This window comes from Bradyrhizobium arachidis, from assembly GCF_015291705.1.
Classification (GTDB): Bacteria; Pseudomonadota; Alphaproteobacteria; order Rhizobiales; family Xanthobacteraceae; genus Bradyrhizobium; species Bradyrhizobium arachidis.
The window spans coordinates 7,854,175-7,877,561 of the sequence record NZ_CP030050.1; the positions used below are offsets into that span (position 1 = coordinate 7,854,175).

A 23,387-nucleotide genomic window follows, 5' to 3' on the forward strand; every position below is an offset into this window, starting at 1 on the left:
TCGGAGTAGGTGGAGAGTGAATTGCACTCACTCCCCGATCAGCTTCAGCCACTCGTCCTCGGTCAGCACCTTGACGCCGTGCTTGTTGGCCTCCGCGAGCTTCGAGCCGGCGCCGGGGCCGGCGACGACGAGATCGGTCTTCTTCGACACCGAGCCCGACACTTTCGCGCCCAGACGCTCCGCGGTGGCCTTGGCCTCGTCGCGCGTCATCTTCTCCAGCGAGCCGGTGAACACCACTGTCTTGCCGGCGACGGCGGAGTTGCTCTTCGGCTTCTCGGCGTCGACGATTTCGACCTCTTTGGTCAGCCGCTCGACGATGCCGCGGTTGTGGCTCTCGCCGAAATAATCGGCGATGCTCTTGATCACGGTGTCGCCGATCTGGTCGAGCGCGTCCATGTCCGTCATCGCCTCCTCGTCGCCCTTGGCGACCTTGAGGCAGGCGTCGTGGAAGGCATCCCAGGAGCCGTAGCCGCGTGCCAGCGCCAGCGCCGTGGTCTCGCCGACATGGCGCATGCCGAGGGCATAGACGAAACGCTCCAGCGCGATTTTGCGCCGGCTCTCGATCGCGCCGAACAGATTGCGCACCGAGGTCGCGCCGTAGCCTTCGATCTCCTCGAGCTTCAGCTTCGAATTGCGCTTCTCCAGCGTGAAGATGTCGGCGGGCTCCTTGACCCATCCTTCATCAAAGAAATACTGGAGCTGCTTCTCCCCGAGCCCATCGATGTCGAACGCGCGCCGCGAGACGAACAGCTTGAGATGCTCGATCTTCTGATAGGGGCAGGCGAACTCACCGGTGCAGCGGGCCCGCGAGCCCTCTTCGCCCGCCGCCGTCTCCTCGCGCGTGACGTCGGTGTGCAGCGGGCACGGGCACTTCTTGGGGAAGTGAAATTCCCTGGCGGTCTTCGGCCGCTTGTCGAGGACGACATCGACCACCTGCGGAATGACGTCGCCGGCGCGCTGGATCACGACGGTGTCGCCGATCCGGATGTCGCGGCCCTCGCGCAGCACCTCGCCCTTGTTGCCGATGCCCTTGATGTAGTCCTCGTTGTGCAGGGTGACGTTCTGCACGATCACGCCGCCGACGCCGACCGGTTCGAGCTTGCCGACCGGCGTGAACGAGCCGGTACGCCCGACCTGGATCTCGATGTCGCGCAGCACCGTCATGGCGCGCTCGGCCGGGAATTTGTGCGCGATGCCCCAACGGGGCGTGCGCGAGACGAAGCCGAGCCGCTCCTGCCAGTCGATGCGGTCGACCTTGTAGACGACGCCGTCGATGTCGTAGTCGAGCCGCGCGCGTTGCTCCTCGATGGAATGATGGAAGGCGAGCAGTTCCTCGACCGAGTGACACAGCTTGGTCAGCGGATTGGTCTTGAAGCCGCAGCGCTCGAACCAGCCGATCATGCCGCTCTGCGTGCCCTCGGGCATCGCGCTCATCTCGCCCCAGGCATAGGCGAAGAAGCCCAGGGGACGCGAGGCGGTGATGGTCGGGTCCTTCTGCCGCAGCGAGCCCGCGGCCGAGTTGCGCGGGTTGGCGAAGATGGTGTCGCCCGCCGCCTTCTGCCGCTCGTTGAGCGCCAGGAACGCCTTCTTGGTCATGTAGACCTCGCCGCGCACCTCGCAGATGTCGGGGATGTTGCGGCCCTTCAGCTTCTGCGGCACGTCTTCGAGCGTGCGGATGTTGGCGGTGACGTCCTCGCCTTCCGCGCCGTCGCCGCGCGTCGCCGCGGTGACGAGATCGCCGCCCTCGTAGCGCAGCGACATCGACAGGCCGTCGATCTTCGGCTCGGCGGAGAAATCGACCTTGCCGTCGTCGAGCTTCAGGAAGCGCACGATGCGGCCGACGAAGTCGCGCACGTCCTCTTCGGCAAAGGCGTTGTCGAGCGACAGCATGGGAAGGGAGTGACGCACCTTCCTGAAGCGTCCCGACGGCGCAGCGCCGACCTTCTGCGAGGGCGAGTCCGCGCTGACGAATTCCGGAAAGCGTTTCTCGATCGCGTTGAAGCGTTGGCGCAGCGCGTCGTATTCGGCGTCGGTGACGCTGGGCGCGTCCTCTTGATAATAGCGGCGATCGTGCTCTTCGAGCTCGAGCGCGAGCCGCATGTGCTCGACCTTGGCCTGCGCCTTGGTGAGCTCGGTGACGTCGCGAAGCGGCCTTGCTTTGGATTTTGCTGCTCTTGCCATTGTACTTAGAGTTGTGCTCCGTCGTTCCGGGATGGTCCGAAGGACCAGACCCGGAACCTCGAGATTCCGGGTTCGCACTTCGTGCGCCCCGGAATGACGAAGTCGTGGGAGGGGCTCATGGCGTATTACGTCTATATTCTAGCAAGCCGACGAGATGGGGCAATCTATGTCGGCATCACCAATGACCTCGTGCGTCGCGTCTACGAGCATCGAATCAAGGCCGTCCGGGGCTTCACGGCCAAATACAACATCACGCAGCTAGTTTGGTTCGAGGTCTACGACGATCCGATCTCGGCGATCTCACGCGAGAAAGAACTCAAGAAGTGGAAGCGGGCCTGGAAAATCCAGCTGATCGAGAAGGACAATCCAGACTGGAATGATCTGTACGAGTCGATCTGCAAATAAGGAGTCCTTCCGGGATGGTCCGAAGGACCAGACCCGGAATCTCAAGATTCCGGGTTCGATGCTTTGCATCGCCCCGGAATGACGGTGGAAACAGACTACGCCGTCGCTGCCTTGAGCAACCTCTCCGCGGCGGCCCTCGCCTCCGCGGTGATCTCCGCTCCCGCCAGCATCCGCGCGATCTCCTCGCGGCGGTGGTCGGCGGCGAGCGCATTGACGCGGGTGGCGACGCGCTTGCCCTTGTCGAGGGCGTCCTTGGAGATCAGCAAATGCTGGTCGGCGCGGGCGGCGACCTGCGGGGCGTGGGTCACGGCCATCACCTGCACCTTGCCGGCGAGGCGCGCCAGCCGCGCGCCGATGGCGTCCGCGACCGCACCGCCGACGCCGGTGTCGATCTCGTCGAAGACGAGCGTCGGCGCCGAGCCGCGGTCGGACAGCACGACCTTGAGCGCCAGCAGGAAGCGCGACAGCTCGCCACCGGAGGCGACCTTCATCAACGGCCCCGGCCTCGTGCCCGGATTGGTCTGTACCCAGAACTCGACGCGGTCGAAGCCTTGCGGGCCTGGCGCCGCCTCGTCGGTCTCGACCTGGGTCATGAACTTGGCGCGCTCGAGCTTGAGCGGGGCGAGCTCAGCGTTGACGGCCTTGTTGAGCTTCTCCGCGGATTTCTGCCGCGCCAGCGACAGCTTCTTGGCGGCAGCCGCATAACGCGAATCGGCCTCGATCGCGGCCTGCTCCAGCTTCTTGAGCTGCGAGGCGCCGGCATCGATCAGCACGACGTCGGCGGCATATTTGGCGGCCAGCGCAGCGAGCCCATCGACCGGCGTCGAATATTTGCGGGATGCGGCGCGGAGTGCGAACAGCCGCTCCTCGATGCGTTCGAGCTCGGCCGGATCGAAATCGGTTGCGGCAAGCGCAGCCTGGAGATGCTGGTCGGCTTCCTCCAACGCGTTGATCGCGGTGTCGATCGCCCGCACGGCAGGCTCGACCAGCGCCGGCGAGTTCACGCCGCGACGTTCCAGCCGGCGCACCGCGGCCGACAGTGCCGCAACCGGCGAATGATTGCCACCGACGGCCTCCTGCGCCTCGCGCAGATCGGAGGCGATCTTCTCGCCCTGCATCATGGTGGTGCGGCGCGAGGCCAGCGCTGTCTCCTCGCCGTCCTTGGGCGCGAGCTGCTTCAATTCGTCGGAGGCATGGCGCAGATAGTCGGCCTCGCGCGCGGCGCGCTCCATGCCGGCGCGGTGCACTTCCAGCGTGGTGTTGGCGGTGCGGCGGGCCTCCCAGAGCGCTTCGACTGCGGCGACGTCCTTCTCCAGACCGGCGAAGGCATCGAGCAGGCGGCGGTGGGTGGCGGCATCGACCAGCGCACGCTCGTCGTGCTGGCCGTGGATCTCGACCAGGGCGGCACCGACCGCCTTCAGCGTCTGCACGCTGATCGACTGGTCGTTGATGAAGGCGCGGGTGCGGCCGTCGGCGAGCTGCACCCGGCGGAGAATCATCTCGCCGGTGTCTTCCAGGCCGTTCTCGGCGAGGATCTTTGCTGCGGGGTGATTCTTGGGGACATCGAACACGGCGGTGACCTGCCCCTGCTCCGCGCCGTGACGCACGAGGCCGGCATCGCCGCGGCCGCCGAGCGCCAGCGCAAAGGCATCGAGCAGGATGGATTTGCCCGCACCGGTCTCGCCGGTCAAAACCGCAAGGCCAGTGGCGAATTCGATATCGAGCCGTTCGATCAGGACGATGTCACGGATCGACAGACGCGCCAGCATGGAACCAGATTTCCTAGCCGAGGACCTACAGACCTATCTTCTTGAAGGTCCGGCTGATCCAGGACCCCTGATTCTCGCTCGGTTCGAGACCGCCCGATTTTACAAGATTATAGGCGTCCTTGTACCAGCGGCTGTCAGGAAAATTGTGGCCGAGCACGGCGGCCGCGGTCTGCGCCTCGCCGACGATGCCGATCGCCATATAGGCCTCGGTGAGGCGGAATAGCGCCTCCTCGACGTGGCGCGTGGTCTGGTACTGCGTCACGACGGTCTTGTAGCGGTTGATCGCCGCGGTGTAGTCGCGCTTCTGCGCGTAGTAACGGCCGACATTCATTTCCTTGCCGGCGAGCTGGTCGCGCGCACCCTCGATCTTGGCCTTGGCCGAGGTCGCATATTCCGAGTTCGGATATTTGCGCACCACCTCTTCGAGCGCGGCGATCGCCTTCTCGGTGCGGGCTTGGTCGCGGCTGACGTCCGGAATCTGGTCGTAATGGGAGGCGGCGATCAGGTACTGCGCATAGGCCGCGTCCGGGCTGCCGGGATGCAGCGTGACGTAGCGGGTGGCGGCACCGATGCAGCCGTCAAAGTCGCCGCCCTGGTAGGAGGCGTAGGCCGACATCAGCAGCGATTTGCGGGCCCAGTCGGAATAAGGATGCTGGCGGTCGACCTCTTCGAACTTCTTGTTCGCCGCCTTCATGTCCTTCTTTTCGTTCATGAGGTACAAGCCCTCATTGTAGATCTTGTCGGCGGGCTCCTCGACGAAGGTGTCGTCCTTGGCGGTGAACTTGTCCCAGAGTGCGCCGGTGCCGCAGCCGGCCAGCGGCAGCGCGAGCAGGATGAAGGTGGCGGCGTGAAGCAGCCCGCGGGCGCCAGACGAGACCGAGAGATATCCGCGCGTCATACGCTGTGCCGACATGAATTTAAGACCTGACGCCCTGTGATGCGGTGCCCGCCAGCCCATGAACCCGGTCATGGGCGCGAAATGTGACCGTGGTGCCTGCCATGCGACCACGCAGGAGTAACCGAAAAACGATCGCTAACCCACCCGATAGGCAGGCATTCCGCCCGGATTAAGGCGAAATTGCCGCAATGCTAGCGGATCATGGTTACCAGGAGTTTCCCGGGGAAAAGGCCGCCGCGCACCCGCGACAACAGGTCTGTTCAGGACACGTCCGGCCCGTAGGCCGCAGCGATCCGGCCGCCGACGATGCCGCGGCCGACTTCGCCCAGGGGACGCGCGGTGCGGCGAGCCGCCTCGCCCTCGACGACGCGCCAGGCCGTACGGTCGGCAAGCAGCGCGGTCAGGACGGCATGGTTGAGCTTGTGGCCGCCGCGAACCGAACGGTAGGCGCCGAGCAGCGGCAGGCCGGCCAGCGCGAGGTCGCCGATCACGTCCAGCACCTTGTGGCGGGCGCATTCGTCGGCGTAGCGCAGGCCTTCGGTGTTGAGCAGCCGCTCCTCGTCGAACACGACGGTGTTGTCGAAGGAGGCGCCGAGGGCGTAGCCCGCGCTCCAGAGACGGGCGACATCGCACATCAGGCCGAAGGTGCGGGCGCGGCCGACTTCGCGGCGGAAACGTTCCGTGCTGAGCTCGAAGGAATAGCTCTGCTGGCCGATGACGGGATTGGTGAAGTCGATCTCGACTTCGGCACGGAATCCGTTGGCATAGGGCCGGATCTCGCCGAAGGAGTCGCCGATCTTGACCGAGATCGGCTTCAGAACCTGGATGAAGCGGCGCTGCGCCGGCTGGGTGACGATGCCGGCCTGGTCGATCGCCGCAATGAAGGCCGCCGCGCTGCCGTCCATGATCGGCACTTCCGGTCCGTCGATCTCGATGGTGGCGTTGTCGACGCCCATGCCCCGCAGCGCAGCAAGCACATGCTCGGCGGTGGACACCAAAGGACCGCTGCGGTCGCCGAGGACGGTGGCGAAATCGGTTGCGATCACCTGCTCGGCGGTCGCCTGAACTTCGCGGTCACTTCCCTCAAGGCCGGTACGGACAAAAATAAAACCCGCGTCGACAGGCGCAGGCCCGAGCGTGAGAGTCACGGGAAGACCGGAGTGAACGCCTACGCCTGCCACGGTGGCTTGCGCGCGAAGCGTTGTTTGCCGGCTAAATTTCATCAGGAATCCGCCCCACTACGACCCACTGCGACTTATACTAGACCCACTTGGCCGGCCAGTGCCGACGGTTGCGAATCTCCGTATCCCCAAGTCACGGCAAACCATAGTTGCTGCCTCAAACAGCGCCAACTCACGCTTTTTTACCGATTGTTACCCCAAACCTGCCGTATTCGCGCCAAGGCTTAACCAAATTGCGCCGGAGTTTCGAGCCGATATCGGCAGTTTTACTGAACCACCGAATAAGTAATTAATGATTTAAAATCAGTTGTTTGGCTGCGCAATCCGGGCATGCACGGGAGAAAAGGAAAGGTCCCGGCAAGCTTGCTGCCGGGACCTTTTTTCGTCTGCCCTATTGTAACAATCCTCAGGTCGCCTGCCGCCGCAGGAAGGCCGGGATATCAAGATGGTCGTCACCCTGTGGCGCCGGCGCAACAGGCGCCGGGCGGCCATGCATGTCCAGACCCTGCGGCGCGGGACGGCGCGCATACTCCGATACCGGCTCGCTGGCCGCGATCTGCTGCGCCACGCTCTTCTGCGAACGGCGATCGGGCAGCGGCGGCATCGCGGGACCGGCGGTGCGGGCGGCGACCGGCGGCTCGCTCTCCTCGTCGCGGCGGCCGAGGCCGACATTGGCGAGTCGCTGGAGCAGCGACAGGCGGCTCTTCTGCGGGGTCTCCTCCTCGACCTCGCCGCGGGCCTGGCGAAGCTCGGCCTGGGCCGGCATCGGCAGTTCCTCGAGGCGCGGCATCCGCGGCGCACGGACCGGCGGGCGCTCGGCCTGCGGCGGGATGAAGTTTTCCGGCGTCATCGGCTCCTGCATCGCCATCGGGGCCTGCTCAGGCTCCGGGAACAGGGTCGGCTTCTGCGCGATCGGGCGCACTGTGACGTCACCATAGGTCTGCGGCGCCTGCGGCACATCGGAGACGGCGGCGGCGATGGCGGCGAGCGCGGCGCGCTCGACATTCGCACGCGGCGCGGCCGGGGCGGCCGCAACCGGAGCGGCGGCCGGGATCTGCGCTTCCAGCTTCTGGGCGCGTTCGGCCAGGCGCTGGTTGTCGGCGCGGAGCCGCGCGGTGAGGTCGGCGAGACGGCTCTCGGCAGCGGCGGCCGGAGCGGCAGGAGCCTGCTGCACCTGCGGCGCGGCGTTCGCGACGGGAGCGGAGGTCGCCTGGCTGTTGCGGGCGATCGCGGCTTGCTCGATGCCGGTGGCGACGACCGAGACGCGGATCAGGCCGTCGAGCGCTTCGTCGAAGGTGGCGCCGACGATGATGTTGGCGTCCTGGTCGACTTCCTCGCGGATGCGGGTCGCGGCTTCGTCCACCTCGAACAGCGTGAGGTCCTTGCCGCCGGTGATGGAGATCAGGAGGCCCTTGGCGCCCTTCATCGATGAGTCGTCGATCAGCGGGTTGGCGATCGCGGCTTCCGCGGCGGTCAGCGCGCGCTTGTCGCCGGACGCTTCGCCCGTGCCCATCATCGCCTTGCCCATTTCCCTCATCACCGCCCTCACGTCGGCGAAGTCGAGGTTGATCAGGCCTTCCTTGACCATCAGGTCGGTGATGCAGGCAACGCCGGAGTAGAGCACCTGGTCGGCCATCGCGAAGGCGTCGGCGAAGGTGGTCTTCTCGTTGGCGACCCGGAACAGGTTCTGGTTCGGGATGATCAGGAGCGTGTCGACGACCTTGTGCAGCTCGTTGATGCCGGCTTCGGCGGTGCGCATGCGGCGGCCGCCTTCGAAGTGGAACGGCTTGGTCACGACGCCGACGGTGAGGATGCCCATGTCGCGCGCGGTCTTGGCGATCACCGGAGCAGCACCCGTGCCAGTGCCGCCGCCCATGCCGGCGGTGACGAACACCATGTTGGCGCCCGAGAGATGGTCGCGCAGCTCGTCGATCACCTCTTCCGCCGCCGCGGCGCCGACGTTCGGCTGCGAACCTGCGCCGAGGCCTTGGGTGACCGCAGTGCCCATCTGCACGATGCGCTGCGCCTTCGACATCGTCAGCGCCTGCGCGTCGGTGTTGGCGACCACGAAGTCGACGCCCTGCAGGCCCGCCGTGATCATGTTGTTGACGGCGTTGCCACCGGCGCCACCGACGCCGAACACGGTGATCCGGGGCTTCAGTTCGTGAATATCAGGAACATTGATGCTGATGGTCATGGTTGCCTCTCGATCACGCGCGCGTGGGTTCGCCCCGGCCGGTGGCCGCGGGAGTTGGTGAAAATCGGGAATTGCGGAAATGAGTCATCAAAAGCCCTCGCGTAGCCATCGTCCGACCTTTCCGAAATAACCGCCGGTCCCTGTCTTGACCTGCTGCCGCGTATGCCGCGGTTCGACATGTTCGAGGTGAACATATTGAGGGTAGACGAGAAGTCCGGCCGGCACCGCGAACGCGGCGTTCTTCGCCTCGTTGGGCAGCCGGCCGAAACCGAGCGGACGACCGACCCGCACGGGCCGGCCGAGAATCTGGGTGCCGAGTTCGACAAGACCGGTGAGCTGCGAGGCGCCGCCCGAGAGCACGACGCGACCGTTGGGCTCTGAGGCGAAGGGCGAATCCTTCAGCTTGTCCCGAACCATTTCGAAGACTTCCTCGGCACGGTGCTTGACGATGTTGGCGATGGTGGCGCGGGAGACGATCTGCGGCAGATCCTGCTCGTCACCGGCTGTCGGTACAGACATCAGCTCACGCGAGTCCGATCCGCCGGTGATGACGGTCCCGTATAACGTCTTGATTCGCTCGGCATCGGCAATGGTCGCGGAGAGTCCGCGCGCGAGATCCATCGTGATGTGTTGCCCGCCGACCGCAAAACCGGCCGCATGCACGAAACGTCCGCCGGAATAGACCGCGATGGTGGTGGTGCCCGCGCCCATCTCGACCACGGCGGCGCCGAGATCGGCCTCGTCGTCGGTCAGCACGGAAAGACCGGCCACATAGGAGCTCGCCGCCATGGCTTCGACGTTGATGTGGCAGCGCTCCACCGCCAGCATCAGGTTCCGCGCCACGGTGGCGTCGCAGGTGACGACGTTCATGTCGACGCCGAACTGATGCGCGACCATGCCGCGGGGATCACGGATGCCCTTGACGCCGTCGAGCGTGTAGCCGACCGGCAGCGCGTGCAGCACGGTGCGGCCTTCGCCGGTGGCGTGGCGCATGCCGGTGGAGGTGACGCGGCTGACATCGGCCGGCGTCACGGCGCCGCCGCGGATGTCGGCGGCGGCTTCGACCAGCTGGCCGGAGAGCCGGCCGCCGGAGACCGACAGCAGCACGGAGTCCACCCGCACCTTGGCCATTTTCTCGGCGAGCCCGACGGCCTGGCGCACCGCCTGCTCGCATTCGCCGAGATCGATCACCGCGCCGGCCTTCATGCCGCGCGACTGGATCTGGCTGTAGCCGATCAGCTCCACCGCATGGGTGCGGCCGCGCAGCGCGTCGCTCGGCGGCGACGGCTTCAGCCGCGCGATCATGCAGGCGATCTTGCTGGTGCCGATGTCGAGGCAGGCGACGAGGCCGCCGCGTTTGTGCGGCATCGGGCGCGTCTTCGGCGTCTGGTTGCGATCAAGACCGGTCATGCGGCGTCCCCGGCCTTTTTCTTCTTCTTGTCCTTGAACTGCTCCTCGCGCGCCTTGGCGGCGTCGTCGGACAGCTGCACTACCAGGCGATCGGGCAGGCGCATGTCGACGGCGACGATGTCGCGGGAGAACAGCCTGTCCTCCTTGTCGAGCCGGGACAGCATCGCCAGCGCGTTGCCGACGTCCTGCTCGGGCAGGCGGATGTCGAGGCCGTCCTTGAGCCTCAAATTCCAGCGCCGCTCGCCGACATAGATCGCGGCCTTGGTCACCGAATTGATCTGCGGATAGCGCGCCAGCAGCGCCAGGAAATCGCGCGCCTGGGTGTCGGCGCCCTTGCCGACCACGAGCGGCAGCGCCAGGAAGCGGCGCGAGACATAGGGTTCGAGCACGGCGCCGTCGTCGGCGATCACGGAGAGCCGGCCGGCCTCCTGCCACAGCGCGAACGCCTGGCGCTCGGTGATGTCGATCATCAGCCGGCCCGGATAGAGCTTCAGCACGGTCGCATCAGCGATCCAGGGATTGGCCTTGAGCTTGTCGCGCACCGCGTCGGCATCGAGGAACAGCAGCGAGGAACGGCCGCTGACGCCGCCGATCGCGAGGATCTCGTCCTGGGTGAGCTGCTTGCGGCCGTTGATCGCGACCGAGGTGATGCGGAAGCCGGCGGAATTGGCCAGCGCGTTGCGGGCATCGCTGACCGCGGTGATGAAATCCTGGAGATGGCCGCCCTTGACGATGCCGAAGCCGCAGCTTCCGAGCAACAGCACCACGGTCATGGTGAGCCCGACCCGGCGCGGCAGATAGCGCTCGACCAGCGCGACCACACGCGGCGGGGGCTCGCGCTCGACGACCGGCTTGGACTTGGCCTTGGTCCTGATCTTGTCCTGGGCGGCAGCGCGAGCTTCGGCCCGCTTGTCCTGCACCCACTCGCGCAGAAGCACGACCGCTCCGATAGCGGCCGCCTTCAGGTCAGCTTGGGGCCTCAGCGATCTGAAAAGCGACCGGGTGAGGCTTCCTGCACCATCCATTGCACGAGCTCGTCAACAGTTAGCCCGCGACATCGCGCGGGTCCTGGCGAACATGACGTCTCGGACTTGCCGGGCCGGGTGCTGGTCTTCAGCAGAAGAAACCTCTCCCGTTCAAAGCGTTCGCTGGAGGTGACATCACCAGGACAGCTCACGCGCCGGCAGCCAAAACGCCATATGCGCCGCCAGCGTTAACCTTCGGATGTCCTGGTAAACAAAAGGTAAACTTCGTTAACGCGGGATGCTTTTTGCCCCACGATATCTGGCATTTATGCCGCGATGTCCGGCATTTTACCGGATTCGGACCCCAAACCGGGCCATTTCGGCCGTTCGGCCGTTAACCAGTCCTAATTATTTTCGCGCACCCCGCTCCGCGAGCTCGACCAGGCCGCGCAGGAAGTCGACGAACGCGATGCCTTCGGCTTTCAGCGCCTTGGGGTAGAGCGAGGACTTGGTCAGCCCGGGCAGCGTGTTGGTTTCGAGATAGACGAGGCCCCTCTCCGAGACGATGAAGTCCGAGCGGGAGTAGCCGGTGCAGGACATCGCCCGGTGCGCCAGCATCGCCTGCTCCTTCAGCGCGGCGGTGATCTCGGGCGCGAATCGGCCGGGACAGATCTCCTGGGTCGACTTCAAAAGATATTTTGCCGCGTAGTCGAAATTGCCCTCGCCCGGAATGATCTCGATCGGCGGCAGCGAGATGATCGACCCATCGGGGCGCTCCAGCACGCCGCACGTCGCCTCGACGCCGGCGATGTAGGGCTCGATCACATATTCTTCGTGCTTGGCGGCGTTGCGGACGGCGACGAGGTCCTGTTTGGCGTTGACGAAGATCAGGCCGTAGCTCGAGCCATCTCGGGCGGGTTTTGCGATCAGCCGACCATATTCGGCAAAGGCTTCGTCGATGGTCTCGAGCGCAATGTTGGCCGGCGGCGTCACGCCGCCGAGCGCGGCGAAATGCTTGGCCGCGATCTTGTCGAAGGCGAGATGCGAGGAGGCCGAGCCCGAGCCGGTGAACGGCACGCCGCGCGCCTCGCACATCACCTGCAATTCGCCGTTCTCCGCGCGCCCGCCATGCAGGCCGAGCACCAGCACGCGGCCTTCGGCCTTGGCCTGGTCGAGCGCCTGCGCCAGCGGGATGCCCCGCGTGCCGGGCTTGAACTCGTCCTCGAACGGACGGGCATGTTCGAGCAGCTGCTTGGACTGCACCACATGCACCTTGTCCTCGACGTCCCACCACCAGAGATCGGCCTCGGGCAGCGCCTGATGCAGCGCCTGGGCCGAGGCGACCGAAACCAGACGCTCGCGGTTGGAGCCGCCGAAGAGGATGGTGATGCGCATGTTCTCAGTTACCTATCTGCTTCGTCATTCCGGGATGCGCCGCAAGGCGCAGGCCCGGAATCCATAACCACGATCGTGAGTATGGATTCCGGGCTCTCGCTTCGCGAGCCCCGGAATGACGATGATCATGAAACCCCGATCCGCTTGATTTCCCAGTGTAGCTCAATTCCGGAATTCGCCTTCACGCGTTCGCGCACGGTCTCGCCCAGCGTCTCGATGTCGTGCGCGGTGGCATCGCCGGTGTTGATCAGGAAATTGCAGTGCATCTCCGAGACCTGCGCGCCGCCGACGCGCAAGCCGCGGCAGCCGGCGGCGTCCACCAGCTTCCAGGCGGAATGGCCGGGCGGGTTCTTGAAGGTCGACCCGCCGGTCTTCTCGCGGATCGGCTGCGCGGTCTCGCGGTGGGTCTGCACCTCCGCCATCCGCGCGCGGATCGCTTCGGCGTCGTTGATCTCGCCGCGGAAGCGCGCGGAGGTGAAGATGATGGAGGGATCGACACCGCTGTTGCGGTAGACGAACTTCATCTCGGCGTTGGAGAAGGTGTGCTTGGTGCCGTCGCGCCCGACGCCGCGCGCCTCGATCAGCACGTCCTTGGTCTCGCCGCCATTGGCGCCCGCGTTCATGCGCAGCGCACCGCCAATCGTGCCGGGAATACCGAAGTAGAATTCGAGTCCGCCGATATTGGCGCTTGCTGCAACTTCCGCCACGCGCTTGTCGAGCGCGGCAGCGCCCGCGGTGACGATGTCGCCATCCGCAGTCGCCTCGCCAAAGGCACGCGGCGCGAGACGGATCACCACGCCGGCAATGCCGCCGTCGCGCACGATCAGGTTGGAGCCGACGCCGACGACATAGACGGGAATGTCGGACGGAAGATGCGCGAGGAAGTAAGCGAGATCGTCCTCGTCGGCGGGCGTGAACAGCACCTGCGCCGGACCGCCGACGCGAAACCAGGTCAGCTCGGCGAGCGACTGGTTGGCGAGCAGCCGACCGCGGAGGTCCGGCATCGCGGCTTTGAGCGAGGGGGTGATGTCGGGAAAGCTCATGGCGTGCTGACCGACGTGCGAGCTGCGATGAGACTGCGTCGGGCAACATTGTCCGTCAGCGCCCGCGACCTACCCCTCTCCCCAACGGGGGGAGGGAGCCCGACCAGCGTGCTCACCTCACCTGGCGCCGCAGCTGCCCTCTGAGCTTTTGTGAGAGTCAGGGAGGCATCGGCGGATGGGTTCCCTCCCCCCTTGCGGGGGAGGGTTAGGGAGAGGGGTGGCCACACGGGCGGTGATCGATGATGGCTCGACATCCGCGCGCCCTACTCCAGCGCCTTCAACTGGTCCGGCAATGCATACGCCCATTGCGTGATGTTGCCCGCGCCAAGGCACACGACGAGATCGCCGGACTTCGCCAGTCCCTTGACGATACCCGCGAGCTCCGGCGCTCCCGGCAGCGGCACCACCTCGCGATGCCCATGCGCACGCAGGCCCGCGACGAAATGATCGCGATCGATGCCTTCGATCGGCGCTTCGCCCGCGGCATAGACGTCGGCAACCACCACGGCGTCCGCATCATTGAAGCAGGTGCAGAATTCCTCGAACAGCGATTGCAGGCGGGTGTAGCGATGCGGCTGCACCACGGCGATGACCTTGCCGTTGCTGGATTCCCGCGCCGCCTTCAGCACAGCTGCGATCTCGACCGGATGATGCCCGTAATCGTCGATCACGGTGACGCCGTTCCACTCGCCGGTCTTGGTGAAGCGGCGCTTGACGCCGCCGAAGCCGGCGATCGCCTTGCGGATCTCCTCGTCCGACACGCCGAGCTCGCGCGCGACGGCAATGGCAGCGGTCGCATTTGAAGCATTGTGGCGGCCGGGCATCGGCAGCATGAGATCGGCTATCTCATGCACCGCCCCTGTCTTGCGATCACGAAACGCGACCTTGAACTTGGAGCCACCGCCCATCGGGGTCAGGTCGAGCAGCCGCGCATCGGCCTGCGGATTCTCGCCGTAAGTAATGATCCGGCGATCCTCGATCTTGCCGACGAGGTTTTGTACGACGGGATGATCGATGCACATCACGGCAAAGCCGTAGAACGGCAGGTTCTCGACGAAGTTTCGGAACGCGTCCTGCACGGCGTCGAACGTCTTGAAGTGATCGAGATGCTCGGGATCGACATTGGTGACGATGGCGACATCAGTCGGCAGCTTCAAAAATGTGCCGTCGCTCTCGTCGGCTTCCACCACCATCCAGTCGCCGGCGCCAAGCCGGGCGTTGGAGCCATACGCATTGATGATGCCGCCATTGATCACGGTGGGATCGAGCCCGCCGGCATCGAGCAGAGTTGCGACCATCGTGGTCGTCGTGGTCTTGCCATGCGTGCCTGCAATTGCGACGCAGCTCTTCAGCCGCATCAGCTCGGCCAGCATCTCCGCGCGGCGCACCACGGGGATGCGCCGCTCGCGCGCCGCCATCAGTTCCGGATTGTCGCGCTTGATCGCGGTGGAGACCACGACGACCTCGGCGCCATCGACATTCTCGGCCTTGTGGCCGACCGAGACCTTCGCGCCCTTCTTGCGCAGCCGGTCGAGATTGTAATTGTCGGCGGCATCAGAGCCCTGCACGGTATAACCGAGATTGACCAGCACCTCGGCGATGCCGCTCATGCCGATCCCGCCGATCCCGACGAAGTGGATGGGTCCGATCTCGCGCGGCAGTCTCATATGGTTTCCTTGGGGTCATCGTCCGCGAAGGCGGGCGATCCAGTATTCCGCGACGCCTGAGATTCAAATCAGCTGCGTCGTATACTGGATGCCCCGCTTTCGCGGGGCATGACAAGGGGCTTTTTTGGCCATTCCGGGGCGGAACGGGCGTCAGATTCCTGCGACTTTGACCACCAGATCGGCCAGCCGCTCGGCGGCATCGAGCCGGCCTGCCCCTTTCGCCGCGGCAGCCATGGCGGCAAGACGCGCGGGCTCGGCGCCGAAGGCGGAGATCTCGGATGCCAGCCGGTCCGAGGTGAACTCGGTCTGCGGGATGCGGATCGCGCCGTCGACATTGGCCAGCACGCCGGCATTGGCGAACTGGTCCTGGTCGATCGAGCCCGGCAGCGGCACCAGGATCGAGGGCCGACCGATCGCGGCGAGCTCGGCCACGGTGCCGGCGCCGGAGCGCGACACCACCAGATGGTTGGACGCGAGCCGCGCCGGCAGATCGGTGAAGAACGGCGCGAGCTCCACCTTGATCTTGAGCTTGTCGTAGACCGCGCGCACGCGGGTCATGTCCTCGTCGCGAACCTGCTGGGTCAGGATCAGCCGGCTCCACAACGACGACTCCAGCCGTTCGATCGCACCCGGCACGATGTCGGCCATGATGCGCGCGCCCTGGCTGCCGCCGACGACGAGCAGCCGCAGCGGGCCGTTCGGTTCAGGCGCGACATACGGCACGGCGGCCGCGGCGAGGATCGCCGGCCGCATCGGCGTGCCGACCGTCGTGGTCTTGCCCGCCAGAGCCGGATCGCGATCGAGCACGCCGGGCAAGGACGTCGCGATGGCACGGACGCGGCTCGACAGAAACCGGTTGGCGCGGCCGAGCACGGCGTTGGCGTCGTGGATGATGCCGGGCACGCCTGCGAGCTTTGCAGCGACCAACGGCGGCAGTGTCGGATAGCCGCCGAAACCGACGACGGCGACCGGCTTCAGGCGCTTGATCAGGCGATACGCAGACAGCGTGCCGGTGGCGAGGGTGAGGCCGGCATAAGCGAGCTGAAACGGATTGCGGCCGCGCGCGGTCTCGCTGGCCACGACGTCGATCATGTCCTTGCTGAACAGCCCGCTATAGCGCAGCGCGCGCTCGTCGGTGACGAGACGGACGCGAAAGCCGCGCCGGATCAACTCGACGCCGAGCGCCTCAGCCGGAAACAGATGGCCGCCGGTGCCGCCCGCGGCGAGAAGAATCAGGGGGGAGGTGTCCATGGCAAATAGTCTTACAAGGACTTTTTCGTCATTGCGAGCCGGCTACACGGTGCACGTGCCCCGGGCGCAGCGCAGCGCGCCGCATCTTGCGGCGTGGTGCGCTGCTGAACCGGGGCCCATGGCTGCCACATTTCTGGGTCCCGGCTCTGCGCTCCGCTGCGCTGGTCCGGGACACGAGACCTGTCACGCGTAGCTGCGCATCGCCTCGGCGCGGCCGCTGGCCTCGACCTCGGTGCGCGGGCGCAGCCGCGTCAACGCGAGCATCATGCCGACGCCATAGGCGAGCGACACGATCGAGGAACCGCCATACGAGATGAACGGCAGCGTCATGCCCTTGGCGGGGATGAGCTGCAGGTTCACCGACATGTTGATCGCCGCCTGCACGCCGAACAGGATCGCAAGGCCAGACGCCGCGAAGCGCGAGAACATGTCCTCATTGGCATAGGCGCGCGACAGCGTGCGGATGACGACGAAGGCGAACAGCGCCAGCATCGCAAGGCACAGGATGATGCCGAACTCTTCGGCTGCGACCGCGAACACGAAGTCGGTGTGGCTGTCCGGCAGGCTGCGCTTGGCAATGCCCTCGCCCGGCCCGAGGCCGAACCAGCCGCCGTTGTAGAAGGCTTCCATGGCGGTATCGACCTGGAAGGTGTCGCCGGAGGCCGGGTTCATGAAGCGCTTGATGCGCCCCGCCACGTGAGGAACGAACAGATAGGCGCTGAACAGGCCGGCCGCGGCAGCACCCGCAAGGCCGAACACCCAGATCATGCGCATGCCCGCGATGAAGAACAGCGAGCCCCACACCATCAGGATCAGCATGGTCTGACCGAAGTCGGGCTCCATCACCAGCAGCGACACCAGCATCAGCAGCAGCACCAGCGCCATCGAGGTCGCCGGCATCTCCGGCCGCTTGGTCGATTCCGCGAACAGCCAGGCGGCGATGACGACGAAGGACGGCTTTGCGATCTCGGAGGCCTGGATGTTGACGCCGAGCAGCGTGATCCAGCGCCGCGAGCCCTTGACCTCCGGGCCGATCGCCAGCGTCAGCACGATCAGGATGATGCTGGCCGCGAAGATGATCAGCGCACTGCGGCGGATCGACCGCGGCGACAGGAAGGACACCCCGAGCAGCACCAGGCAGGACGGGAGCAGGAACATCACATGGCGGCTGAAGAAATGGAACGGATCGAGCCCGATGCGGGTCGCAACCGGCGGGCTCGCCGCCAGCGACAGGATCACGCCGGTGAGCATCAAGGCCAGGATGGCGCCCATCAGCGGCTTGTCGACGGTCCACCACCACTCGGAGAAGGGGGTGCGTTCTTCACGGGAGAGCATGGGCGGCCGCTTTCGGACAGAGGTCCGCCCATTGGTCGCCGAGGTTGGTTACCGGGGGGTTAAGGAAACGCGGATGATTGGAATTGTAGGATGGGTAGAGCGAAGCGAAACCCATCAATTCCGCTGGAGCGATGGGTTTCGCTTTGCTCTACCCATCCTACGCGCCTCACACCACCGGCTTCACACCCGGCAGCGCCTGCACGAGCTCGCGGAACTTGGTGCCGCGGATCTCGAAGTTGCGGTACTGGTCGAAGGAGGCGCAAGCCGGCGACAGCAGCACGACTGCATCGTTAAGGCCCGATGCCTCCGCATCGCGCGCGGCGTGCTCGACGGCAACGTCAAGGGTCTGGCTGATCTCGTGCGCGACCGAGCCGAGCGTGCCGGAAAACTCCTGCGCGGCCTCGCCGATCAGATAGGCTTTTCGGATGCGCGGGAAATAGCCGGTCAAGCTGGTGATGCCGCCCGCCTTCGGCTTTCCGCCCGCGATCCAAAAGATGTCGGCGAAAGACGACAGCGCATGCGCGGTGGCGTCAGCGTTGGTGCCCTTGGAATCGTTGACGAACAGCACATTGCCGCGGCGGCCGACCTGCTCCATGCGATGCGCAAGGCCCGGAAAGCTGCGCAGGCCCTTTTGCAGCACATCGAGGCTGATGCCCATTGCGAGCGCAGCAGCGGCCGCGCAAGCCGCGTTCTGCGCGTTGTGCTGGCCGCGCAGCGATCCGATGCCGCCGAGCTTTGCGACTTCGCTGCGCGCGCCGCCCGCGGTGCGCACGATGGTGCCGTGCTCGACATGGATGCCCGAGGCGAGCGGATTCCTGACGGAGATGCGCACGACGTTCTTGCCGGCACGGTCGAGCCGGTCGGCGATGTCGCGGCAATAGCCGTCGTCGACGCCGACGATCGACGTGCCACCGGACTGCACGCCCGCAACGAGACGCTCTTTCACCGCAGCGTAGTGCTCGATGGTGCCATGACGGTCGATATGATCCTCGCTGACATTCAGCAGAATGCCGACGGAGGGATCGAGCGAGGGCGTGAGGTCGATCTGGTAGGACGACATCTCGATGACGTGGACGCGGCCCATGCGCGGCGGTTCCAGCGACAGGATCGCGGTGCCGATGTTGCCGCCCATCTGGGTGTCGTAGCCCGCGACCTTGGTCAGATGCGCGATCAGCGCCGTCGTGGTCGACTTGCCGTTGGTGCCGGTGATGGCGACGAACGGCGCGTTCGGCGCATGGCGGCGGCGCTCGCGGCAGAACAGCTCGATGTCGCCGATCACCTCGCAGCCTGCCTCTTGCGCCTTCAGCACGCTCCAGTGCGGCACCGGATGAGTTAGCGGCACGCCGGGCGCGAGCACCAGCGCGGCAAAATTCGCCCAGGACACGTTGCGCAAGTCCGCGGTGATGAAACCGGCCTGCGCCGCCTTGGCGACGTTCTCGGCATTGTCGTCGGCGGCGATCACCTCGGCGCCGCCCGCTTTCAGCGCATGGCAGGAGGCGAGCCCCGAGCCGCCGAGGCCGAACACCGCGACCGTCTTGCCGGCGAAGGATGTGGCGGGGATCATCGCGGTTCCATCACCGCAGCTTCAGCGTCGAGAGACCGGCGAGCGCCAGCATCACGGAGATGATCCAGAACCGGATCACGATCTGCGGCTCGGTCCAGCCGAGCTGCTCGAAATGGTGATGGATCGGCGCCATCCGGAAGATGCGCTTTCCGGTGAGCTTGAACGACACCACCTGGACGATGACGGAGACCGCCTCCAGCACGAACAGGCCGCCGATCACCGCGAGCACGATCTCGTGCTTCACCGCGACCGCGATCGCGCCCAGCATGCCGCCAAGCGCGAGCGAGCCGGTGTCGCCCATGAAGATCGAAGCTGGTGGGGCATTGAACCAGAGGAAACCGAGACCGGCGCCGAGTAGCGCACCGCACAGCACCGCGAGCTCGCCGGTGCCCGCGACATATTTGATCTGGAGATAGTCGGCGAACACCGCGTTGCCGGCGAGATAGGCGATCATCGCGAAGCTCGCGGTCGCGATCATCACGGGCACGATGGCGAGGCCGTCGAGGCCGTCGGTGAGGTTCACCGCATTGCCGGCGCCGACGATGACGAAGGCGCCGAACACGACGAAGAACCAGCCGAAATGCAGTACGGTGTCCTTCAGGAACGGAATCGTCAGCGCGGTCGAGGCGGGATCGCGGTTCAGCCGCACCAAGGCATAGCAGGCGACCAGCGCGATCGCCGCCTCGATCAGCAGGCGCAGCTTGCCGCCGAACCCGGTCGTGGTCTGCTTGGTCACCTTGAGGTAGTCGTCATAGAAGCCGACGAAGCCGAAGCCGAGCGTCACCGCCAGCACGATCCAGACATAGGGGTTGAGCGGATTGGCCCACAGCACGGTGCCGACCGTGAGGCCGGACAGGATCATCAGCCCGCCCATGGTGGGCGTGCCCTTCTTGCTGAGATGCGATTGCGGGCCGTCGGTGCGGATCGGCTGGCCCTTGCCCTGGCGGATGCGCAAATGATCGATGATCCACGGCCCGAACAGGAACACGAACAGCGCGCCGGTGACGATGGCGCCGCCGGTGCGGAAGGTGATGTAGCGGAAGACGTTCAGGACGGTGCGCACCGCACCGAAACTCGGAAATGTGTTGGAGAGCTCGATCAGCCAGTAAAACATTCAGACGGTCCTATGGGGCCTTGCGCACGCGATCTTGAGCTTGTTCTCGGCCCTTCACCTCGACTCACCGTGCCTCACGCGTATTCGCTGGTCTTCATGGGTCGGGCGACCTCTGGGAAAACGATCCGCGCCGCAAAAGGTGGGATTCGGGAACAGCGCCTTCCAAGCAGTTTACGCCTTTGCCTGCAAGGCGGCCACTAGGCCCGGCACAAACTTGTTGACCCAGAACATCTTCTTGCTGCCCTTGACAACCACGACATCGCCTGCCTTCAGCAGGTTCGCGACCTCGGCCGGCTTCAGCGTGGCGGGATCGTCGTGCCAGCCCAGGTTTTTTCCTGCCGGCAGCAGCTCGTAGAGGTGGCGCATCAAGGGGCCGACGCAATAGACGCCGTCGATGCCTTCGAGATGCTCGGCAAGGCCGGTGTGATAGCGAGGTGCGTCATCGCCGAGCTCGAGCATGTCGCCGAGCACCGCAATGCGGCGGCCGCCGGTCATGCTGCGCGCCTGCAGGCTTTGCAGCGCAGCAGCAACGCTGGCCGGATTGCCGTTGAAGCTGTCGTCGATCACGGTGACGCCGCCGACCATTTGCTCGACGCCGCGGCCGGTCATGATGCCGACCCGGTCGAGCTTGATCGCAAGCGTCGCCGCATCGAGGTTCGCGGCGCGGATCGCAGCGAGCGCGGCGAGCGCATTGTGCACGCGGTGCGGCGCGCCCGGCGTCAGGCTGAAGGCGATCTCCTTCTTGCCGATCATGGCGACGATCTGCCAGCTCTCGCCATGCGGCGCGTGCGCGACCTCGTGCACCTCGGCATGCTCGCCGAAGCGCACCACCTTGCCCTTCCATTCGGACGCCTTGAGCCCGGCAGGCAGCACCAGCACGCCGTCCTCGGGCAGGCCGAGCGCGATCGACACCTTCTCGCGGCGGATGGCTTCGAGCGAGCCGAGCTTCTCCAGATGCACCGGCTGGACGTTGACGACGAGCGCGACCGTCGGCCGCGTCAGCTCGCTGAGCCGCGCGATCTCGCCGGTCTGGTTCATGCCCATCTCGACGACCCAGAGGCTGGCATCTGGCCGCGCGTTGCACAGCGTCAGCGGCACGCCCCAGAAATTGTTGAAGCTCGCCGGGCTCGCATAGGCATTGGGATAAGCTGCCAGAAATTCCTTGGTGCTGGTCTTGCCGGCGCTGCCGGTGAGGCCGATCACGGGCCCATTGAAGCGTGCGCGGGCGGCACGCGCGAGGCCCCAGAGGCCGTCGATCAGCGTGTCCTTCACGATGATCTGCGGAATGCGGATGCCCGCGATCTCGTGCGGCACGATCATCGCCACCGCGCCGGAAGCTTCCGCCTTGTCGGCGAACTCCCAGCCGTCGCGCCCGCTGGCGAAGGCCGAGACGAAGCCGCCGCTCGGCGTGCCGCTCAGCGCGACAAACAGGCTGCCCGGCTTCACCAGGCGGCTGTCCTGCGTGACGAAGCCGATCGGCGTGTCCGGGAATGATCCGGCAACGCCCAGCGCGCGCGCGACCTCGGCCACCGTCCAGATTGGCGCGCTCATGCTGTCCTCGACGTCAATGCGGCGGCGACCGCCTCGTGATCACTGAAGGGCAGCACCTCGCCGCCGACGATCTGTCCGGTCTCGTGGCCCTTGCCGGCGATCAGCAGCGCATCGCCATCCTGCAGCTCCTCGATCGCGGCGCGGATCGCAGCGGCGCGGTCGCCGATCTCGCGGGCGCCCTTGGCCGCGGCGAGGATCTCGGCACGAATGGCTTCAGGCTTCTCGCTGCGCGGATTGTCGTCGGTGATGATGACCCCGTCGGCGTTCTCGGCCGCAATCTCGCCCATGATCGGCCGCTTGCCGGCGTCGCGATCGCCGCCGGCGCCGAACACCACGATCAACTTGCGTTTCGCATAGGGCCGCAGCGCCTGCAGCGCCTTCGCCAGCGCATCGGGCTTGTGGGCATAGTCGACGAAGATCGGCGCGCCATTGCGCTCGCCGACGCGCTCGAGCCGGCCCTTGGCGCCTTCGAGATGCTCGAGGCTCGCGAGCACATTGGACGCGTCGCTGCCGGTGCCGATGGCGAGACCGGCCGACACCAGTGCGTTCTCGATCTGGAATTCGCCGACCAGCGGTAGGCGAACCGCGTAGCGCTTGCCGCGATGCTCGAGCGCGAGCGTCTGTGAGAAACCCTCGACCTTCGCATCCACGAGACGAATGCCCTCACCACCGTCGCCGTTGCGGCCGACCGCCATCACGCGCAGGCCGCGCGAGTTCGCAGCATCGATCACCTCCGCCGAGCAATCATGATCCGCGGAGATCACCGCAGCGCCGCCAGGCTGAACGAGCTCGCGGAACAGGCGGAGTTTTGCGGCGAGATAGTGCGCGACGGTCGGATGGTAATCCATGTGGTCGCGCGAGAGATTGGTGAAACCGCCGGCGGCGACGCGCACGCCGTCGAGGCGATACTGGTCGAGCCCGTGCGAGGAAGCCTCGAAGGCAAGATGCGTCACGCCCTCGCGCGCGATCTCGTCCAACTGCCGGTGCAGCGCGATCGGATCCGGCGTCGTCAGCGAGCCATAGACGGTGCGCTTCGGCGAGACAAGACCGATGGTTCCAATGCTGGCGGAGGCATGACCCAGCCGCTCCCAGATCTGGCGCGTGAAGGCGGCGACCGAAGTCTTGCCGCTGGTGCCGGTCACCGCGGCAATGGTCGCGGGCTGTGCAGGGAAGAATCTTGCCGCGGCCAGCGCCAGTGCGCGGCGCGGATTGGCGACCGCAATGAACGGCACCTTGCTGCCATCGGGTGCATGTTCCCCGACCACCGCCACCGCGCCCGCGGCAATCGCGGCATCGATGAAGCGCGCGCCGTCGGTCTTGCTGCCCGCGAGTGCAAAGAAGAGATCGCCGGGCCTGACCGCGCGGCTGTCCAGCGCAACGCCGGTCACATCCAGCGCCGCAACGGCGGGCTCGATTGCGGCGTCATTGCCTAGAAGTTCACGCAGCTTCATGGTCGTCCAG

At 66.0% G+C, this 23,387-nt stretch carries 17 protein-coding genes; 1 reads left to right on the plus strand and 16 read right to left on the minus strand.

Annotated elements, in window-relative coordinates:
- Positions 1–27: 27 nt before the first annotated feature.
- The gene (gene ligA, locus WN72_RS37020) at positions 28–2,181 is read right to left on the minus strand and encodes an NAD-dependent DNA ligase LigA (RefSeq protein WP_092212667.1); all 2,154 of its coding nucleotides are present in this window, start codon (positions 2,179–2,181) and stop codon (positions 28–30) included.
- A 117-nt stretch (positions 2,182–2,298) separates the two neighbouring features.
- Here ligA and WN72_RS37025 point away from each other — a divergent pair, with 117 nt between their 5' ends.
- On the plus strand, positions 2,299–2,586 hold the full coding sequence (locus tag WN72_RS37025) for a GIY-YIG nuclease family protein (protein ID WP_027560619.1): 288 nt from the start codon (positions 2,299–2,301) through the stop codon (positions 2,584–2,586).
- A 95-nt stretch (positions 2,587–2,681) separates the two neighbouring features.
- On the opposite strand, the gene recN is transcribed toward WN72_RS37025, so the two are convergent.
- The 15 genes from recN to WN72_RS37100 form a co-directional block, all read right to left on the minus strand.
- Positions 2,682–4,355, minus strand: a complete 1,674-nt coding sequence (recN, locus tag WN72_RS37030; protein ID WP_092212669.1) for a DNA repair protein RecN — start codon at positions 4,353–4,355, stop codon at positions 2,682–2,684.
- A gap of 25 nt (positions 4,356–4,380) precedes the next feature.
- Entirely contained in the window at positions 4,381–5,268 is an 888-nt protein-coding gene (locus WN72_RS37035) for an outer membrane protein assembly factor BamD (RefSeq protein ID WP_027560621.1), read from the minus strand.
- Positions 5,269–5,513: 245 nt separating this feature from the next.
- Positions 5,514–6,476, minus strand: coding sequence for a UDP-3-O-acyl-N-acetylglucosamine deacetylase (gene lpxC / locus WN72_RS37040; RefSeq protein WP_027560622.1), 963 nt, complete (start codon positions 6,474–6,476; stop codon positions 5,514–5,516).
- A 364-nt stretch (positions 6,477–6,840) separates the two neighbouring features.
- A complete protein-coding gene (gene ftsZ, locus WN72_RS37045; RefSeq protein ID WP_027560623.1) occupies positions 6,841–8,631 on the minus strand; it encodes a cell division protein FtsZ in 1,791 nt (596 codons plus the stop codon).
- A gap of 87 nt (positions 8,632–8,718) precedes the next feature.
- A complete protein-coding gene (gene ftsA / locus WN72_RS37050; protein WP_027560624.1) occupies positions 8,719–10,041 on the minus strand; it encodes a cell division protein FtsA in 1,323 nt (440 codons plus the stop codon).
- Positions 10,038–11,066, minus strand: a complete 1,029-nt coding sequence (locus WN72_RS37055; protein WP_027560625.1) for a cell division protein FtsQ/DivIB — start codon at positions 11,064–11,066, stop codon at positions 10,038–10,040. The genes ftsA and WN72_RS37055 overlap by 4 nt, the downstream gene beginning before the upstream one ends.
- Positions 11,067–11,414: 348 nt before the next feature.
- Positions 11,415–12,401: a D-alanine--D-alanine ligase family protein gene (locus WN72_RS37060; RefSeq protein WP_027560626.1), complete on the minus strand. Its 987-nt coding sequence runs from the start codon at positions 12,399–12,401 to the stop codon at positions 11,415–11,417.
- A 125-nt stretch (positions 12,402–12,526) separates the two neighbouring features.
- Positions 12,527–13,444 carry a UDP-N-acetylmuramate dehydrogenase gene (gene murB / locus WN72_RS37065; protein WP_092212671.1) on the minus strand — a complete coding sequence of 306 codons (918 nt, stop codon included), beginning with the start codon at positions 13,442–13,444 and terminating at the stop codon, positions 12,527–12,529.
- A gap of 263 nt (positions 13,445–13,707) precedes the next feature.
- Positions 13,708–15,111: a UDP-N-acetylmuramate--L-alanine ligase gene (murC, locus tag WN72_RS37070; protein ID WP_092212673.1), complete on the minus strand. Its 1,404-nt coding sequence runs from the start codon at positions 15,109–15,111 to the stop codon at positions 13,708–13,710.
- Positions 15,112–15,261: 150 nt separating this feature from the next.
- Entirely contained in the window at positions 15,262–16,362 is a 1,101-nt protein-coding gene (gene murG, locus WN72_RS37075; RefSeq protein WP_092212675.1) for an undecaprenyldiphospho-muramoylpentapeptide beta-N-acetylglucosaminyltransferase, read from the minus strand.
- 183 nt (positions 16,363–16,545) lie between these two features.
- Complete coding sequence (gene ftsW, locus WN72_RS37080; protein WP_027560630.1) at positions 16,546–17,697, minus strand: putative lipid II flippase FtsW; 1,152 nt, start codon at positions 17,695–17,697, stop codon at positions 16,546–16,548.
- Between the two features lie 166 nt (positions 17,698–17,863).
- The gene (murD, locus tag WN72_RS37085; protein ID WP_092212677.1) at positions 17,864–19,261 is read right to left on the minus strand and encodes a UDP-N-acetylmuramoyl-L-alanine--D-glutamate ligase; all 1,398 of its coding nucleotides are present in this window, start codon (positions 19,259–19,261) and stop codon (positions 17,864–17,866) included.
- A 10-nt stretch (positions 19,262–19,271) separates the two neighbouring features.
- A complete protein-coding gene (mraY, locus tag WN72_RS37090) occupies positions 19,272–20,375 on the minus strand; it encodes a phospho-N-acetylmuramoyl-pentapeptide-transferase (protein ID WP_027560632.1) in 1,104 nt (367 codons plus the stop codon).
- A gap of 171 nt (positions 20,376–20,546) precedes the next feature.
- The gene (locus WN72_RS37095) at positions 20,547–21,926 is read right to left on the minus strand and encodes a UDP-N-acetylmuramoyl-tripeptide--D-alanyl-D-alanine ligase (protein WP_092212679.1); all 1,380 of its coding nucleotides are present in this window, start codon (positions 21,924–21,926) and stop codon (positions 20,547–20,549) included.
- Positions 21,923–23,377, minus strand: a complete 1,455-nt coding sequence (locus tag WN72_RS37100) for a UDP-N-acetylmuramoyl-L-alanyl-D-glutamate--2,6-diaminopimelate ligase (RefSeq protein ID WP_092212681.1) — start codon at positions 23,375–23,377, stop codon at positions 21,923–21,925. The genes WN72_RS37095 and WN72_RS37100 overlap by 4 nt, the downstream gene beginning before the upstream one ends.
- Positions 23,378–23,387 lie beyond the last annotated feature (10 nt).